General features: G+C 34.1%; 14 protein-coding genes and 1 pseudogene. 6 read left to right on the plus strand and 9 right to left on the minus strand.

All coding sequences use genetic code 11. From position 1 onward, the window contains the following. Window positions 1-152: 152 nt before the first annotated feature. Together ABWU64_RS00220 and ABWU64_RS00225 are read right to left on the minus strand one after the other, a co-directional pair. Window positions 153-1,220, minus strand: a complete 1,068-nt coding sequence (locus tag ABWU64_RS00220; RefSeq protein ID WP_353279578.1) for a rod shape-determining protein — start codon at window positions 1,218-1,220, stop codon at window positions 153-155. Between the two features lie 20 nt (window positions 1,221-1,240). Next, window positions 1,241-2,659 (minus strand): carboxypeptidase, encoded by a 1,419-nt coding sequence (locus tag ABWU64_RS00225; RefSeq protein WP_353279579.1) that lies wholly within the window; start codon window positions 2,657-2,659, stop codon window positions 1,241-1,243. A 274-nt stretch (window positions 2,660-2,933) separates the two neighbouring features. Between ABWU64_RS00225 and ABWU64_RS00230 the strand changes: the two genes are divergently transcribed. The 3 genes from ABWU64_RS00230 to ftsH all read left to right on the plus strand — a co-directional run bounded on the left by ABWU64_RS00230 (window position 2,934) and on the right by ftsH (window position 6,896). Next, on the plus strand, window positions 2,934-3,413 hold the full coding sequence (locus tag ABWU64_RS00230; protein WP_264330627.1) for an OmpA family protein: 480 nt from the start codon (window positions 2,934-2,936) through the stop codon (window positions 3,411-3,413). Window positions 3,414-3,552: 139 nt separating this feature from the next. Further along, a complete protein-coding gene (gene tilS / locus ABWU64_RS00235; RefSeq protein WP_015588037.1) occupies window positions 3,553-4,848 on the plus strand; it encodes a tRNA lysidine(34) synthetase TilS in 1,296 nt (431 codons plus the stop codon). A gap of 218 nt (window positions 4,849-5,066) precedes the next feature. Next, window positions 5,067-6,896: an ATP-dependent zinc metalloprotease FtsH gene (gene ftsH, locus ABWU64_RS00245; protein WP_353279581.1), complete on the plus strand. Its 1,830-nt coding sequence runs from the start codon at window positions 5,067-5,069 to the stop codon at window positions 6,894-6,896. 124 nt (window positions 6,897-7,020) lie between these two features. Here ftsH and ABWU64_RS06440 read toward each other — a convergent pair. Further along, window positions 7,021-8,030: pseudogene (locus ABWU64_RS06440) on the minus strand (hypothetical protein). Between the two features lie 238 nt (window positions 8,031-8,268). Here ABWU64_RS06440 and ABWU64_RS00260 point away from each other — a divergent pair. From ABWU64_RS00260 to ABWU64_RS00270, 3 genes are all read left to right on the plus strand, one after another. After that, window positions 8,269-8,763, plus strand: a complete 495-nt coding sequence (locus tag ABWU64_RS00260) for a hypothetical protein (protein ID WP_353279584.1) — start codon at window positions 8,269-8,271, stop codon at window positions 8,761-8,763. Between the two features lie 284 nt (window positions 8,764-9,047). Further along, window positions 9,048-10,310 (plus strand): pyruvate dehydrogenase complex dihydrolipoamide acetyltransferase, encoded by a 1,263-nt coding sequence (locus tag ABWU64_RS00265; protein WP_353279585.1) that lies wholly within the window; start codon window positions 9,048-9,050, stop codon window positions 10,308-10,310. A 57-nt stretch (window positions 10,311-10,367) separates the two neighbouring features. After that, window positions 10,368-11,129 carry a hypothetical protein gene (locus ABWU64_RS00270; RefSeq protein WP_353279586.1) on the plus strand — a complete coding sequence of 254 codons (762 nt, stop codon included), beginning with the start codon at window positions 10,368-10,370 and terminating at the stop codon, window positions 11,127-11,129. A 99-nt stretch (window positions 11,130-11,228) separates the two neighbouring features. Here the strand turns inward: ABWU64_RS00270 and ABWU64_RS00275 are convergent, their stop codons facing one another. The 6 genes from ABWU64_RS00275 to ABWU64_RS00300 all read right to left on the minus strand — a co-directional run bounded on the left by ABWU64_RS00275 (window position 11,229) and on the right by ABWU64_RS00300 (window position 18,847). Further along, a complete protein-coding gene (locus ABWU64_RS00275; protein WP_353279587.1) occupies window positions 11,229-12,974 on the minus strand; it encodes a type I secretion system permease/ATPase in 1,746 nt (581 codons plus the stop codon). Window positions 12,975-13,329: 355 nt separating this feature from the next. Next, complete coding sequence (locus tag ABWU64_RS00280) at window positions 13,330-13,641, minus strand: hypothetical protein (protein WP_353279588.1); 312 nt, start codon at window positions 13,639-13,641, stop codon at window positions 13,330-13,332. A gap of 19 nt (window positions 13,642-13,660) precedes the next feature. Continuing rightward, the gene (locus ABWU64_RS00285; RefSeq protein WP_353279590.1) at window positions 13,661-13,900 is read right to left on the minus strand and encodes a hypothetical protein; all 240 of its coding nucleotides are present in this window, start codon (window positions 13,898-13,900) and stop codon (window positions 13,661-13,663) included. After that, window positions 13,897-16,908 carry an ankyrin repeat domain-containing protein gene (locus ABWU64_RS00290; protein ID WP_353279592.1) on the minus strand — a complete coding sequence of 1,004 codons (3,012 nt, stop codon included), beginning with the start codon at window positions 16,906-16,908 and terminating at the stop codon, window positions 13,897-13,899. The genes ABWU64_RS00285 and ABWU64_RS00290 overlap by 4 nt, the downstream gene beginning before the upstream one ends. A gap of 118 nt (window positions 16,909-17,026) precedes the next feature. Then, window positions 17,027-18,037, minus strand: coding sequence for a tRNA (adenosine(37)-N6)-threonylcarbamoyltransferase complex transferase subunit TsaD (gene tsaD / locus ABWU64_RS00295; RefSeq protein WP_353279594.1), 1,011 nt, complete (start codon window positions 18,035-18,037; stop codon window positions 17,027-17,029). Window positions 18,038-18,109: 72 nt separating this feature from the next. Beyond that, entirely contained in the window at window positions 18,110-18,847 is a 738-nt protein-coding gene (locus ABWU64_RS00300; RefSeq protein ID WP_015588029.1) for a hypothetical protein, read from the minus strand. Between the last annotated feature and the right edge of the window lie 33 nt (window positions 18,848-18,880).

Genomic DNA, 18,880 nt, shown 5'->3' on the forward strand with positions numbered 1-18,880 from the left:
ATACTTATTTGTAGTCAAGTTCCAGTGTCAAGCGCTGGGATGACATTTCCTGCTGGAAGTTGCCTTTAAATTACTTGGTGTGTGACGCTGGGATCTCATTTATATTACATAATTCCATCAAAACAATTCGATAAACTGCCTTCAAAAACAATTTAATCTTGCTTGAATAAAACATGGCCAAAATAGTCCATGTTTTCAAGTACTTTTCCGCTACCCAGGGCGACACAACAAAGTGGATCATCTGCAACACGAACTGGTAATTTTGTTGTTTCACTAATAACTTTACTCAAGTTGCGCAATAACCCACCTCCACCAGATAAAATTATTCCTCTATCAACTATATCAGAAGAAAGTTCGGGTGGAGTACTCTCCAGTGCAGTTCTAATAGCAGAAATTATCTGATGTATAGGCTCTATTAGGCTCTCTGCAACTTGATATTCTGATAAAAACATTTCTTTTGGCATGCCACTCACTAAATCCCTGCCTTTAATTATCATTCCCTCTTTGTTGTTTTCAACTGGCAGACTGGCTGAACCGACATTTTTCTTAATTTTTTCAGCAGTTGTTTCACCAATCAATAACTTATGATTTTCACGAATGTATGACTTTATTGCCTCATCCATAATATCGCCACCTACTCTGGCAGAACGTGAATAAACAATTCCACCTAAAGAAATAATTGCAACTTCAGTTGTACCACCTCCTATGTCAACAATCATAGAACCTTCAGGTTCGGTAACTGGAAGTCCAGCCCCAATTGCTGCAGCCATTGGTTCTTCAATTAAGAATACTTCATTTGCACCAGCACTTTCTGCTGCATCTTGTATAGCACGCCTTTCAACTGGGGTAGATCCAGATGGAACACATATGATAATACTAGGCCTATTAACAGTGAATCTTGTGTTTGCGCTGCGTATGAAATATTTTAACATTTCTTCCGCGCTTTTAAAATCAGCAATAACTCCGTCTTTCAAGGGCCTGATCGCTTCTATTTCTCCAGGTGTTTTTCCGAGCATCATCTTAGCTTTTTTGCCAAAAGCATAAGGAACGTAACTTCCTTTTTCTTTTACTCTTGCTACAACTGAGGGTTCATCAAGCACTATCCCCTGATTTTTCTGATAAACTAAAGTATTTGCAGTACCAAGATCTATAGCAATATCGCTAGCAAATAAACCTTTGAAAGTAAAAAAATTTCTGATTAAATTCTGAACAAAACTCATACACAACTCAAGAAAACCATTTATTGAGACAAATTATACTTTTCAGATAAGTAACTAGTGTAGCACTCAATATCTAAATCCCTACCTGTTACCTTTTTTAGCTGTTCCAAAAAGCCATACTTTGCACTATATACATTTTTAGAGAACCAATCGATAAGTAAACTGAAATCTCCTTTTACTATAGAATCTAAAAATTCGTAATGATTTTTCTTAATGAAAGAAAAAAACTGCACAGCAGAGATTAATGCTATGACTTTAATAGGAAAGTAGCCTATAACACCACTTATCCAATACTCATCTTGAAAATAAGTGTCTAGCTCATTTTTAGCTTTTACTGAAATCTTGTAATGCTTCATACCTTCCAACCATTTATCGTGTAGATCTTTAACTTCTAACGTACCATTTATTAGATCTTGTTCTAATTTAGTTCTTAGCATAATGTGAGCCAATAAACTAAATTCATCCGCATTCTTCAAAAAAGATGAAAGATTTACTTTATTGAAAATCAAATACAAATTTTCAACACTACTATTAATTTTGCCTTTTGTAGAAAGTTTCTCCTTTATATGTGGTTGAATGAACTCAATAAATTCTCTGGATGTTCCAATGATCCTTTCCATGAATAACCCTTGAGTTTCATGCATAATATGTTTCGTAATTGAGCTCTTTATAGAATTTTGCGCTAAACATTTTTGATGAATTGCATAACCAGTATGCCGTAAAAGTAAAAATAAACCATAACAAAGGTCAGATTCATCTGAATCGATAGGATCGTGATAAGAAATGGAAATCTCATTTGGTGTAACACTCATTTGCTGTAAGAATAAGGAACCAAGTTCAATCTGTCTCTGAACCGTAACTTTTTGTATATTAGTAACTTTATCCTTCTTCTGCTTTTGAGTTACTTTCTCTACATTTTCACTAAAAAATTTACCTAGCTTAGGAAATATTTCCTTTATGTTCTTTTCTGTGATATTAGAGTCATAGTCAGCAAGCAATGACTCATAGTTTGAGCGCTTTAATTGCTGCGATTTTATAGAAGCTGCTTCACGAGTAAGCTTAATTAGGTTAGTAAAGCATTCTTTCAGCTTTTCTAAGTTACTAATTTCAGAATTAGTTAGCCTCCATAAGTTTTGGCATTCAATCTTAGCTTTGGACAAAGATTTTACTAAATCAACAGGAATAGCACTGCTGCTTTTGTGTATCCCCTCTATTAACTTTAGCTGCTGAATATTCGCACTCTTTTTATTCCTAAGAGCATTCGCTAATGATTCCTTTATTGCATCATGAGAGATAATTTCATGTCTGATTTCCTCTAGAAGACAAATTTGTTCAACTTTGTCCTCTACATTCAATTGGCTTTTGCTTAGTAGTTTTAGTGTGTTTTCGATATTCCTTACCTTATGTAATACTTCCTCTAAAAACTTATAAGATCTCATTTTTATTCATTGCTTTGAAACATCTACTTAATATCGTAATAGATTAATAATAAAGTTAAAAGTATATTTGCTTAAAGTACAATAAAAAATTGTACTTTTATTCTTTTATTGTACTTCATTGCTAAGAATTGAACATCTTATCAGAAAGTTAATTATAAGATTGTAAAGAAAACATTTAGTATTTTATTTCCCTTGACTCTATTCTAGTATAGAGTGATTATTAATACTAAAATTAAAATTACGCACTATATTTTAAATTTATGGAGGTTTAGTGATGTGGAGTAGACTGATTATAATGTGTTGTTTTTGTTTACTGCTTACTGGTGTAAGTTCTTGCCCTAAAAAAGGAGTAAATACGACAAATAAAATGAATGCTGTTGTTAAGCAGATAGGTGATAAAAGAGTTTTCTTTGGTTATGATGAATCTAGTATCAGTGAAGTGAGTGCAGATGCATTACTTGACGTGATGGAAGTGTTACAAAATAATCCTGACGCAAAGGTCACTTTAACTGGTCATACTGACAATCGTGGTTCTCACGAATATAATCTTGCACTAGGAGCTAGAAGAGCAGATGCAGCTAAAAAATTTATGGTCAGCTGTACACCTTATCTAGAAAATAGAATAAAAACTGCTTCTAAAGGTGAAACTGAGCCTTTGGTTAATGTAAAAGATGATTCTAGAAATTCCAAGTATGAGAGAGAGCATGCTAAAAATCGTAGAGTAGAATTTTCATTCTCTGGGATCAAAAGTTAATCTCCTCCGCATCCCAGTGCTGAGCACTGGGATGATGCAGTGTACAAATCCTTTGCACAGATTGTTAGTTTGCTTGTATTGAAGTTCCGTAGCGGTATAATGTAGAGAGACATAAACTACCTAACCGTCAAGAAACATAATGCGATTGGAGCTGTCATTTCAAAATATAGTTAATAAGTTTGCTTTTCATGATAATCAAGTTGCGATTGCAGTATCAGGTGGTGTAGACAGTGTAGTTTTATTGCACTTAATGATTAATTGGGCAAAAAAAAATAAACCTTCACTTCCTACAGCATTAACAGTAAATCACGGGTTACGTTTAGAATCTCAAAAAGAAGCTGATTTTGCTGTAAGCTATGCAAAAGAACTTGGGGCAAAGGAATCATTCATATTAAATTGGGAGAAGAAAAATATTAAAGGCAATATTCAGTTGCAGGCACGAAAAGCACGGTATAACTTATTAACAAAATGGTGTAAAAATAATAATGTTAAATATTTATTTGTTGCTCACCACAAAAATGATCAAGCAGAAACGTTCTTGTTGAGATTAGAGCGGGGTAGTGGAGTAGATGGATTATCATCAATGGACTACAAGTATTTCTTAAATGGTATTTATGTATTTAGGCCGTTGTTAAATTTTAGTCGTAGTGAAATAGAAAAGTATGCTAAACTTCACCAATTAAGATGGATCGAAGATAGAAGCAATTATGACTTAAAATACAGACGAACTTTATACCGCAACTTACTTAAAGCAAGTGATAATCAAGATGTTCTAACAGAGCGAATATGCCTTACAGCACTTCATATGAAAAGAGCTGCAAAAGCGTTGATGCACTACACACGCCTTGCACTTAATGACTGCGTTAATATTCATGATCTTGGTTATATTGAAATTAAATTAGATGAACTTTATAAACTGCCAGAGGAAATAGCTTTAAGGCTTCTTCTTTATTCTATAATGGCAATTGTCAACAAGCACTATAAACCAAGGTACCGTAGCCTTATCACAATATTTAACAAAATATCGCAAAAAGATAGTGATATTAACTGTACACTCTCTGGGTGCAAAATAAGAAAATATGGAGAGAGCATCTTGATAATGAGAGAATCATCAAAGATACAGGAAATTACTGTACACCTAACATTAAATGTCCCTATTGAATGGGACAATAGATTTAGCTGTACAATACTTAGCAATCAGAAGTGTTCAGTAACTATTGCTCCGCTAAAAAAAACGCAAAAAATTCCTGAATTTCTAAAAGATTATAACTGCTGCCCTGAAATTTTTTACTCTTTACCTGTAGTGCTAAAAGATGGAAAGATGTTTGCTTATCCATGTATGAAACATAATAGTAAGAGCACTAGTGATGACGAGATTAAATATTTTATTGCCAGTATAATAAAGGAAAATTTGCTAAAGTTAACTGATATTTAATTAAGGATTACAATGAGTGGGGCAAGATTTTTTAAATTTGTAATTATTTTTCTAAAGTTTACTACTCTTTTCCAACAGTGAGAAAAATGGAAAGGTGGTTGCTTATCCTGATGTAAATTATAACGGAAAAATACGGTGATGATAAGATTCGATGCATTATTAATAGCACGATAAAACAAAATTTGGTAAGCTTGATTGGTATTTAATTAGAAATATAAATGAAAAAATTTTTAGAAGGCTTATTGATCTGGTTAGTGATTATTGTTCTTATTTCAGTTGCTTATATTCAATTTAGCGGAAGTATAGGTAAGAGTAAAACAACCATACCTTTTTCAGAATTTTTAACTAGACTAGAAGATAATGATATAGAAAATATTACAATAAGAAACCAAAGCATCCAAGGGAAGTTTAGGGATGGGTCAGCCTTTAACTCAAGTGGTGTTATATATAGTGACTTAATAAAAAGTTTGCATGATAGGAAAGTGAAGTTCTCCTTTTCAATTGGAGACTCTGCAATAGGTATAATTGGTGGATTACTTATTCAATGGGTTCCGACGCTTATCTTTATCGGTTTATTACTTTTCCTTTTTAAACAAACGCAAGCAGGAGGTAATAGAACTATAAGCTTTGGCAAATCAAAAGCTAAGCTTATGACTACCGGAAAAAAAGTGACATTTGATGATGTTGCTGGGATTGATGAAGCAAAGGAAGAGTTGGTTGAAATTGTTGATTTTCTTAAACAAAGGCAAAAATTTCAAGTGTTAGGTGGGAAGATACCAAAAGGGTGTCTTTTAATTGGTTCCCCTGGAACTGGTAAAACTCTACTTGCTCGTGCAATTGCAGGTGAAGCTAATGTACCGTTTTTTAGTATTTCTGGATCTGATTTCGTTGAAATGTTTGTCGGTGTTGGTGCAAGCCGTGTCCGGGATATGTTTGATCAAGGCAAGAAAAATGCTCCTTGTATAATTTTCATAGACGAAATAGATGCAGTAGGTAGGCATCGCGGTATTGGTCTTGGTGGCGGTAACGACGAAAGGGAACAAACATTAAACCAGTTACTGGTTGAGATGGATGGTTTCGAGTCTAATGAAGGTGTGATAATAGTTGCTGCAACTAACCGTCCAGACGTCCTAGATCCAGCACTACTTAGACCTGGTCGTTTTGACCGACAGATTACTATTTCTTTACCTGATATAAATGGGCGTGAAAGAATATTAAATACGCATATAAAGAAAATATCGATAGCACCAGATGTAAACGTAAAAACAGTTGCTAGGGGAACGCCAGGTTTTTCAGGGGCTGATCTAGCAAATTTAGTGAATGAATCTGCGCTTATTGCTGCAAGAAGAAATAAGAAAATTGTTACCATGGATGATTTTGAGTATGCACGTGATAAAGTGATGATGGGCATGGAAAGAAGGTCCTTAGTCATTACAGAAGAAGAAAAAAAGCTTACTGCTTACCATGAAGCTGGTCATGCAGTAGTTGCAGTGAATATGCCTGCTTCTGATCCTATACACAAAGCAACAATTATTCCACGTGGTAGAGCACTCGGTTTAGTTATGAGACTACCAGAAACAGATAGAGTGTCCCTCACAAGAGAAAAGATGCTAGCAGATATAACTGTTGCAATGGGTGGGCGTGTGGCAGAAGAGCTAATTTTTGGCTATGATAAAGTCACAAGCGGCGCATCTTCGGATATAAAACTAGCATCAGATTTATCACGTGCTATGGTGACAAAATGGGGAATGAGCGACAAAATAGGTCCGATCTATCATAATTGCGAACAAATTATGCATGGTTCTGAGATAATTTCTGAAGATACGTTAAAACTTATAGATGAAGAAGTGAAGAAAGTTGTGTCTTCATGTTATGAAGAAGCAAAGCATATCTTGACTAAGTGTAGGAAAGATTTGGAGCTAATTGCTGAAAATCTACTGGAGTTTGAAACTTTAACAGGCGATGAAATCAGTGATATATTAAGTGGAAAAAAAATTGTCAGAAATGAAAACGAAGGCAAAAAAGAGATAAGGAGATCCTCTCTCTAATTAGATCTGACTTTGATTTAACTGCTAAAATAAAAATCTTTAACCAAGAACCTAAACTACAAAGCTATAATTAAACCTCTGTATTTTACCAATGAACTTCCTTGAACATTTCTTCAATTTTTTTCTAAATAACTCTTTGCCTATTTAAATAAGTATGTTCAGTATTAGAGCTTTCCAGACCGCTACTAGGAGAAAGATTAGATTCTTGACCTTTAAACATCTCTATTAGCTTTAATAAAGGAGCAGTTCCTGCTACAATAGCTCCTATAACAGCAGTAGCACCCATGATGAGAAGAATCGGTTCTGCAGTGGTGATCATACAAAGCTCAATACATAAACCAGCAATGACCATACCAACCATTATACCAATGAAAGCACTTACAATTATGGATGAAACTACACCAATTAATTGTCCCATTTTTGAACTAAGTGGTACTTCTCTTTCACGTCTAACAAAATTTGGCTGCATTCGCCTTCCCGCTCTTCTTCGTTCTCTCATTATTGTATATTCATCCCTATTTTCGGAGAGATTTAGTGATACTTCACTTGGCTGCATTTGTTCTCCTGGTCTTCTTGTATTTTCACTCCTGTTTCCAGAGAGATTCAGTAATAGTTCTCTGTCAGCTGCTCTATCAAGATCTCTGATGTTATTTAGTATCTCTTGCATTCTTTGCCTTACTATATTTTCACCCCTGTTGCTAAGGCGAACTCTCTGAGGGTGATTTAGAACATGATCTAATCTCTCATAGTTCCTTGCCCTTCTTTCATTCACGTTTCAAAGAAGTGGAAATTCAGAAATGTCTCTCTTTCACCGCCAACATAACCTCTTGAATTTCGCTTTGATCTTCCTCCAACATCCTTAATTGTCTTTTCAAATTTTAATAGCGACTTGTTGTTTAGTCTAACATGATCCTGAGAATCACAAGCAACGATCCAGTCTAAAATTGGCATTTTTTGACTATCAAATCCTGTACCATGTTCTATATCATCATTAATGTGTTCTTTTATTTTTTTAATTATCTCTACTGCTCTTGTTTCCATAGCTTCTATGGCGCTATCTTCACTTTCTATGAGTATATTGAAAACAATTCCTAATAACTCCTGTTGTAAATCCTTTCGTTCTTTAATATTCATAATTAGCCTCAACTTTTATATGCTATTTTGCCAAAATAATTCTACCAAATAAGTAATATATATATACAATAATTCTCGTTTAAAAATTTTTTTACATTGGCCTATCTAAGTTATGTTTTAGGATGTAAAAGCTTCTTACTTTAATAATTTATTAAAGTAAACCATATATGGATTGCTATTTAGGAGCAGCTGTTGTACTTTAATCAGAAGGTACAGTAATGTAAGAAGGAGGTACTTTATGTCTTTAAAAAATGAAATTTCTGAGTTGATAGAGCAACAGCTTGGCATTAAATATCATGACAATTGCTTAGCTTACACTATCCATAATTCGGCTGCAGGTGAAATATCCGATTCTATTGCTCTTTGCATAGTTGGCTGTGGCGATTGTGAGATTAAGTATCAAGGTATTGCTAATTCATTTAACATAACGAAAGAAGAAATTAACCAAGGTAATATAGAAAGCATAAAAAATAAGATAGAAAGTGAAGCTAGAAAAGAAGATAGTGAATTTTCCGAGTTGATTTCTAAAATGGATCAATCGCTGAAAGAACAAAGTGAAAAGTCTATTATACAAATTTTAAATTCATCTGCTGAAGAGATGTTAAGGAGTTTTTGTGGTAGTTCTATACAGAGAACAGAGGATAAAGAAGTTAGTCTGTCCTCTGCTTCACATGAAGAGCCTGCTACAGAAGATTCGGAAACTACTGTTAATTCTGATCTTTTATCAATTTAACCAGCTCCTCATATAAATTTTTTCTGTACCCAAGCTATATGCTTGTGAGAGGATAGTAAGCACTACATTTTTCTATTTCCATTATAACAGATTCGTCTATTTTCATGATGATCTTACTATTTGTACTCTGTCTAGGACTAAGCAATAGAAATAGTAGGATAACAGTAGTCAACCAAGATTCCAGCATCATGTACTAGGATGATATAAGTATCATAATTTACGATTAGATTGACATAGGGTAAAGAGTAAATTAAAAATTAAATAGATCTTTTAATGCAGAATAAATGCCTATAGAAATATTGATGCCTGCTCTTTCCCCAACAATGAGTAAAACTGGAGGAAAAATTGTAAAGTGGTGTAAAAAAGAACAAGATAAAGTTGAAATAGGTGATGTAATCGCTGAAATTGAGACTGATAAAGCCATAATGGAGTTTGAATCTGTCGATGAAGGAGTTTTGGCAAAAATTTTAGTGTCGGAAGGAACAGGTGGCGTGCCTGTAAATCAACTGATAGCTCTAATGTTAGAGGAAGGGGAAGATAAAAGCGCACTTGATTTAGCTTCTGCCATCAATACCAAGGTTGAGAAGGAGGTTGAAGCCGATTTTTCAGTATCATCCAACCCTTCGATTTCATCTAGCTCTTCAATGTCATCCCAGTGCGTGACACTGGGATCTAAAAAAGAGGATAGAGCAACAGAAAATAGAATAAAAGTAAGCCCCTTAGCTAAAAAAATAGCTCAAAATGAAGGTGTTGATATAAAGCGATTAAAAGGTACGGGTCCATATGGTCGTATCATCAAAGCTGATGTATTAGAATTTTTAGATCAAACTAAAAGCTATGAGAGATTTGAGGAAAATACAACAGTTGAAGTAAGTAATATGCGCCAAGTGATAGCGCAGCGCCTAGTTGAATCTAAGCAAAATATTCCACACTTTTATTTAACTGTAGACTGCCACGTTGATAAGCTAATATCGCTCAAAAATGAGGTTAATTCAGCAAATGAAAACAATAAAGTAACAATTAATGACTTAATTATAAAAGCTGTGGCTTTCAGCATGAAAAAATTTCCTGATATAAACTCATCGTGGATAGATACTAAAATAGTAAGATACTCAAATATAGATATCTCAATTGCTGTAGCGCTTGAGGATGGACTGATTACTCCTATAGTAAAAAATGCTGATGAAAAAAGTGTTTTATCTATATCAAAAGAAGTGAAAGATTTAGTAAGTAGGGCAAGATCTGGAAAACTAAAGCCCGAAGAATTTCAAGGAGGAGGATTTACTATCTCCAACTTAGGCATGTTTGGTATAAAAACTTTCAGCGCTATAATCAATCCACCGCAATCTTGCATTATGGCTGTTGGTGAATCTAAAAAACAGCCGGTTGTCATAGGTGAAAAAATAGAGATAGCAGAGATAATGACAGTTACTCTCTCTGTTGACCACAGAGCAGTTGATGGAGCACTCGGAGCAAAATTTTTAAATGCCTTTAAGTACTATATAGAAAACCCTACGGTGATGCTTCTTGAGCCTTTATTATTATAATAAAATTAATACCTCTTAATTTATACTTTTATTAATTGATAGGTTTAGAGGTAAAATATGACTGATAAAAAGATAGAAAAACGTAGTATATTTTTTGATGCTGCAAAATCAAAATTTTCAAACGATAGGTTTCAAATAGATTCCTCATCTAATGAGTCAATAGATACCATTGGTAAAAAATTTAAGTATGAAGTGAAACTTCCAGGTGTTATTCACACTACAACAAGAAAAAATAATGTTGGAAGCGGATTAAATGAGTTAGATCTAAAAAAGAAAAACGAAAACTCTTTCAAGACACCAATAAAGAATATTGAAGAATCAGATAGTAAGAGAAACCAAAGTCATTTGCTGTTTCAGGAGGACTCATTTCCAGAACTACCAGCATGTGCATATAAGCCAGCACTGTTGCCAAAACCGTCAAAAGAAAAAATAAAGGAAGCTGTAGATAGAATGCGCAATAATAGAAAAGCTCATAATTCTGCAAGTGTTGAAAATGGCGTTAGTTCAGACAGGTTCAAAGTGCGCCCGTTCTTATGTAGTGATATAGATGGATATGTAGCTCCTGACAGACGTGACCGTAATCTAGAAAGGTGTAGGGTTACACATGATAGCAGTAAGCTTGAAGCACAAATGGAAAGAAAGCATGGGTTTCAATCAGATCCAAGTGTTAAGCATGTAAAGGCTGATACTGTAGTATGTTCTATTACTAAAGGTCATGACAAAAAAGGCGTTAAATCTGATGTCTCATATACACAAGAGCCTACATCAGAAATGTCTAAGGTTAATGCGAGAGAATTAGCAAATAGGTTCCGCGGCTAATCATTATTGGATTTTTCGAATAACAATTGCTTAGGATTTTATAAATTGTGCATATAGTACTCTATAAGAGAAAGAGAAGTGTGACAACTTCTCTCTTTCTTAACCACTTACTGAAGAACGTTTATCTTCTGTGGTATCTGGTGATGGAGCAACTAATCTGCTCAAAATCTCATCTTTTGGTCCCATAGCATAAATAACACCATCTGACATGATAATCACTTTATCAACTACGGATAGTAACGGTAGCTTATGAGTGATGATAACAGTGGTAGTATTTTGCTCTCTTGCAACATTGATTGCATTAATCAAGCGCGCCTCTCCATTACTGTCTAAGTTAGCATTCGGTTCATCAAGCACTAAAAGCTTAGTATTACCATAAAAAGCCCTTGCAAGTCCAAGAAGCTGTTTTTGGCCACCAGAGAGTATTACTCCTCCAGGTCCTCCTATTGTTGTATCATACCCATTTGGTAAGCTCAGTATTAATTCATGTATTCCTGCAATTTTTGCTGCTTTGATTATTTCTTCAGGATTTGGATCTGGTCTCATGCGGGCAATATTAGCTTTAACGCTCGTGTTAAATAACTCAATATCTTGAGGTAAGTAACCAACATAATTACCAAAGTTCTCTCGATTCCAAGTATATACATCAGCGCCATCTAGTCTGACTACACCTGATATGGGTTTCCAAACACCAACGGTTAGTTTTGCAATGGTCGACTTACCAGAAGCACTTGCACCAATAACACCAACAACATCCCCTGGTTCTATTACAAATGAGATTCCTTTTACTGTTGGCTTATTGCTTCCATAAGGAGTAAAAAATACCCTATCAAATTCCAACTTCCCTTCAGGCTCTGGTAGAGCCATAGTTTGCTCTCTTTTTGGGGATGTTAGTATAAGTCTTTGTAGCCTCTCATATGACATTCTGGCTTGATTTAAAAACTTCCAAGTATGAGCTGCTGCATCAAATGGAGCCAATACTCTACCCATCAAAATCGAGGCAGCAATAATGCTACCGGCAGTTTTGTGAGCTGTGATTGCGAGTAATGCACCTGTTCCAATTACTGAAATTTGGAGAGTTGAACGTAAAAATTTAGTAATACCAGTAATTACATTAGAACGATTCTGCGCTGTAACTTGCATTGCACGATTTTGATCATTCCGTTTACACCAATCAGAAACTATAAATTCTGACATGCCCATAGCTTCAACCACCTCTGCGTTTCTTGTTGCAACATCTATAGCATTAATATTGCGTATAGTTTCTTCATTGGTTTCTCGCAATATACGCTTAGTGGCAAGTTCATTCCATACTGCCATTGAAACTAATATAATGATCCCGGCAATAGCTATAAACCCTGTAGAGGTATGTATCATAAAGATCACAACAAGGTAAATTAGCGACCATGGAGTATCGAACAGTGAAAATATACCATTTCCTGTAATGAAATTTTTTATTACTCCAAGATCTCGTATTGCTTCACCGCTGGAAGTTGAGCTCTGCACTGACGTTAGCCTGATTGACCTTACTATTAGATCTGGTGTTGCAGTTTTATCAATCCAGTCGCCAATTTTTGCCATGGCTAAATATCGACAAGTTTCAAGCATTGCAGAGCACGCAAACGCAGATAAAGTAATAATTGTCAGCATAACTAGTGTTGATACACTCTCGCTCGATATCACTCGATCAAGTACCTGAGAAGTATAAAGTGGCAAGAATAACATTAACGTATTAATCCCTGAGCTAAACCAGAAAATGAACCAAAACGCACTCTTGCACTTCTCTAGACAAGTATATAGTATACTTTGCTTTAATTCCTTTTTTATTGACGGAGTGATTTCCACAATCTTCCTTTTTATTTAATTATATGTACCATATATAGTTTTTATTTCAAAAGTATTAACAGTTATTGCCTTACCATATCATTAATGTAATAAAATATTAATGATATGCGAATATAAACTTTTTCATGGAAATTTAGCAAGGCTATCTAATTTCTTCTCTACTATAACCTTATACGATAGCCTTGCCAATTGTTCTACGTTTTTCTTATCTACTACTCAATGACAGTTTACTAGAATGCTTACTATTACTCCTCTGAAAGTTGATGCTATCAGAGTCAGTGACTACAATCTGCATCTCTTTTCCTCTTTCTATATGATCAGGAAGTATTCCATATCCCAATACTCTACCTGTAAATTATCTTTTGCTCATACAAGGTGGACTTGAATATACCCTTGGTCTATATTCCAATCCTAAAAAGTCTGTTTCTTTAACAAAAATCCCTGTTTCAGGGTTAGAAAATGTTGCAGACGGAATTTTATTAGCTACCTTCTTACTCACAGAAGGTAGCTTATTTTCACTACTATCACTCACATGATGCGCTGCGCTATGGTTGTTACCACACTCTTCTCTTAAGGTTGAACAGCTTGAATTAAAAAAAGTCGGAAATATAAAACACCCATTGATATCACCAAATTGTTTTATCAATCTATAATTTTCTTTATTCATTCTTGTGATATTCTCTTGATTAGCACCTTCTGATAAGCTTGATGAAGCAATAAGATCTTCTTTTTTTCTTACTAAAGATATTGACTCTTTTTAGCTTGGTTGCAACATTCTTGAATTTGTTTTTCGGAGCTTTTGGTTTACTTTCTGAATGCTCATTTATAGTTATAAAACATGATGCACTATCACATTTGTCCATTATATCTTGTGCTCTACTGTTGCGCCTTTCATACAGACCAAGTTTTTTTGTTAAATCATTCAAAAAAATGAACTTCTTCTGCTTGTTAAAGACTTATCTGAAAATGGTGCTGTACTACCACTTCTACTCATTTCCTGAAAAGGAGTATTGAGTTTGTTTTTACTCTCTAATCTAGCTTCATGCGTAAGTTTGTTAAGCATGCTTTCCAATCGTGAAATGTCTTCTGCATGCTTTGTTGATTGTTCCAATATTGTGTTGTATTCTTCCAAATTATGAACTTCTACTTTTGCCTTGATTGATTTGCCTGTTATCTCTTCAATTGTTTTTATTTTCTCAGTATAGTTTTCTATTTCACTTTTAAGTGGTTTTTTTCGAAGGCCAACTAATAAATTAGACAAGAAAGATATAAGTGATATTAAAGAACAGAAAATGGAGATACAGGTAACAATTTTCTCCACTGTAGATCCTGATTGATCAGATAGTATGCAAGATGAAATAATGATGCCTACTATTGGTGTAAGCACATTAGTAATACGTAAAACTATTTCCCTTTTTTCTTGATAATCTATTTCAAATTTATCATATTTCCTTTTTCTGTCTTCCTTTATTTCATAAAAAGCATCTAAAAATAACCTTAAGATATTTGCATCACTATGTTCAAGAGCATAGTCTAAAGATGTTTTTCCTTCATTATCTTTTATGTCAAAATTTAGTTTCTTATTTACAATTTTCTTTCTGTTGCTGATTCTTGGATATAATAAGGCTTTAGTAGCTTTTTCCCTTAGGTGTTCATTTTGTTTACGCTTTTCTAAAACTAAATTTTTCAAGAATTGATCTTGCTTAAAATCTTCATCTACAATTCTTGCAAAATCATTATCATTTATTACAAGATAGTGTAATGGTGTTCTTCCAGATTTAGATACAACATTAAACATTTCCTCAGTATAGGGATCATGATGATCTGTCATAAAATATTCTATTACCTCAGCACTAAGGCTCATGGCAGCTAAATGTAGAGGTATAAGCCCTTGACTGTTTGTGTGAAAAAGTGATACTGTATTCCTAATAGTTGACTTAGCAATACTTTCAATAACATACTGAGAGCATCCTATGCCGTCGGCAAGAGCAGCCATGTGTAACGGTGTATTGTCGTTTTCATCATATAACACTTTGATGCTAGCAGCCACCTTTTTACCTACAAGTTCTTTTGCCACAAATTCAAGACATTCCTTATTGCCGCTCAAAATAGCTGCAAATAACAACTTTTTTTGTGTATTTTCTTCTGAAAAAATACTAATTAGGATTTTTTCTACCAAATACTTAACGCATTCTACTCTTCCACTGAGAATAGATAAGTCTAGTAAAGTTTGTCCATCCTCATTTTCCTTACTTAATATTTCTCCCACACTCTCTTTTTTAAAAAGGTGCTCAAGGCATGATTTATTACCAACACGTGCTGCCATATGAAAGACGGTGTCACCGTTGCTATTCTCACGCAAAACCTCTTGATAAACGTCAAATTTCTTCTCTTCCAACTTTTTTTCTATCATGCTTAAAGACGATAAATCAAGTTGGGCAGCAAAATGTAAAGGGGTGTTTCCTTTGTTATTACTCTTATTTACTTGCATGCCTCTGTTTATTAATAGACTCACACATTTTTTTCTTAGTTCTGTTTCTGTATTACTCGATAGAGCTAAGTGTAGGGCCATATTTCCTTTGCGTGTTTTTGTGCTTAAATCGTAATCAGGAAATTTCTTGAGTAAAAAGTTTAGACAATCATACTGCCCGTACATTGCAGCTAAATGTACAAGATCTCTTCCATACTCACCTTTGGATTCAAGCATGCTATTTTCTATATTTTCATGAAATAGCTCTATACAATATGCATTACCATGTATAATAGCAATATGTAAGGGGGTATTACCTTGTTTATTCTGAACAATTTTTGCACCTGATTGAGTAAACAATTCTATTAGCTGTTCATTTCCATGTTTTGCAGCTATATGCAATGGGGTGTTACCATCTACATCTTCTCGATTAGTTTCACTTTTTAGTCTACCTAATAGTCTTAGATGCTTTATAAGAAAATTTATAGCATTTTCTTGAGTTTCTGAGTTACCTGCAATCTTATGAAGAGGATTCTCACTATATTGATTTTTTAAAAATTGTACTTGATTATTAATGAAGAATTTTATGCACTCATGATTCCCAGATTGTGCAGCAAAGTGTAATGCGTTATTTCCGTATCTATCTGTTTTAATTTTCTCCCTCTCAAAAATTCCTTTTGCTGTAAGTACTTCCCCCAAATACTTTAGGAGGCTAAAATTTCCGCTTCTAGCAGCATAGTGTAATTCACTCTTATAATTGATAGTACTAGTAAAATGTGCTTCATTTTCTATGAGAGTTTCAAAGCATTCTTTATTGCCAAATTTAGCCGCATAATGTAGCGGTGTTTTACCAACTCTATCTTTACTCCTTACTGCTTCTTTAACATTAAAATCAAAACTTTCTATCACAAGACGTAAAATATCTTCTTTACCCGACTCAGCTAAATAATGTAGAAGTGTTTTATCATTACTATCTGCAAAATTCTCCAATTTTATAATCAATTCTTTGCCCATACCAAGAATTAGAGATACAGCTATTTCAACATGAATATCATAATTCCTATTTTTCTTTTGTTCTTCCTCAATTCTTTCAATAGCCACTGTTAATAGCGAAGAACCATCATTACTTGTTATATTCCATCCATCTTGACGAAATTTTTCAGCTAATGAATCACTTATATTTTTTGCTAAAATCTTGCTTTTTATATGATCAAGATTATTAGTATATATATTATAGTTTTCTTCTTGAGTTATTTTATTAATATAATCATATATGCTTATTAGATCTTGCTTATTGACTTCATCTTCTGAATTGCCTTGTAATGAAGAAAGGTCAGTCTTACTAATTGCTCTGGCTATACCAATGGTTCCCACAGCAAATAAACCTGAACTGAGTGTCTTTGCGCTTGTACTAAATTTAGCTTTGAAAACATTAGTAACTGTGTCAAATTTATTTTTGAACATACTGTGCCTCATAAATAATAATGCCGGTAGTGAATAAGGCTTTAGTAGATACCACTGTAATTTTTAAGCCTACAAAAATTTACCAGCGGCCGCATTATATAGTAGATAATTTTTTGTGCTAGTAATATTTTTCTAATTCCCACTTTGGCCTTGGTGCAAAGTCAAGAGAGTCTACATAGTTTCTCTGTAACCTTTCAATTCCTGTCCATCCAACCATCACTGCATTGTCTGTGCATAAATTGCTTGGAGGAGAAAGCACGTTCAAGTCTATGTGCTTTTTTAATCTCTCTTTCAGGAAATGATTTGCTGCAACTCCACCAGTAACTACAAAATCATTAATTTTAATATTTAAGGATGAAGCAATAATAATTGCATTTTTGACTCTATCAAGTAGTATGTCGCTGACACACTCTTGAAATGAGGTACACATATCACACACATCCTGTTCATTCATTACAAGTTCTCGTATTAAGTTTTTTACTGCTGTTTTAATTCCAGAAAACGAAAAGTCACATCCAGAGCGTTTTGTCATCGCCCTTGGCAGCTTAAATCTCATACCATCACCTTTTTTAGCTAATTTTTCAATCAACGGACCTCCTGGATAGCTTAGACCCAGTGTCTTAGCGACTTTGTCAAATGCTTCTCCTAATGAGTCATCAAGCGTTTCTCCAAGTTTGATGTATTTACCTACATCCTGTACAATTAAAAATTGGCAGTGACCACCTGATATCAGCAGGACTAAAAACGGAAATTCAACCTCATATAGTAGCCTAATAACTAATGCGTGTGCCTCTAAGTGATTAACTGCAATAAACGGTTTTTGTGCCGTATGCGCAATTGCTTTAGCCATCATTGTACCAACTATTAATCCACCTATGAGTCCTGGTCCTGATGTTGCTGCAATTGCATCCAAATCACGAAAATTAAGGTTAGATTTTTCCATAGCACTTTTTATTAAACCACTTAAATGCTTCATATGAGCGCGTGATGCTATTTCAGGAATCACTCCACCGCACTTTTTATGCTCTGCCTGAGAAAGAATTTCCTGAGCAAGCACTTGCTTATCACTATTTACAACTGCTGCTGCAGTTTCATCGCAACTTGTTTCAATCGCTAAAATGGTTTTCATATATATTTGAACTCTTTAAATTGCGAGAACTATAACTTGAAATGTTGAAGAAGTTAACTATATTCTGCTGAGCTAATTATCATCTTCAAATATAGAACCAATTTTTTTGCTTCCAGGAGAAAATTTATTAGTCCAACTGCTTTGTACTTTGTTTATATCTTTAAAAGCAGTTTTATCGCTATATTCCTTTACTTCTTTATCTATTCTCTCCATTATTTGTAGATCTAGGTAGCTCTTTTTCCATTGGTTAGTAGCAAGAAATACTCTGTTTAAATCTTGAGTGCGAATTAGATATTCTTTATCTTTAGGATAAACTTCCTGAGCCCAAGCAAACAGCTCAAAATAGCGTGCGAATAACTCAGACGCACGTGATTTTGGAGTTTGATAAGCTTGTATCTCTTCAAATATAATTTGACCAATAATTTTTTGTACCAGAATATTTGACTGCTTTAAGTTCTGCTCAATATCCTGATAAACTTTATAGAGAAATTCTTGCTCTAAGCTTAAGTTCAGTTCATTTTCAACCATATGTGAAAGTTCATGTACTATGATGTAAGGATTTGACCTTCTTAGCACAATAACATACTTATTTAAACCAGAAGAACGAATTGTCTTACACACTCCCTCTTCCATATCCACTAATCCTTCTTGATATATTTCAAACGAGAGTCTATTTTGCTTTATTAGTGACAAAGTGAGGTTTAATATATTTCTAAACTTCTCAAATTGATAGAGATATTTGACATATTGTATTACGTTTTCACTATTTCCTACTTGAGTTGCTTGTTTTATTAAGTTCCTGATTAGCATGCTTCATTATTAAAGGAATTTTCTTTATGCTCA

Source organism: Wolbachia endosymbiont (group B) of Xanthorhoe designata (assembly GCF_964028585.1).
Taxonomy (GTDB): Bacteria; Pseudomonadota; Alphaproteobacteria; order Rickettsiales; family Anaplasmataceae; genus Wolbachia.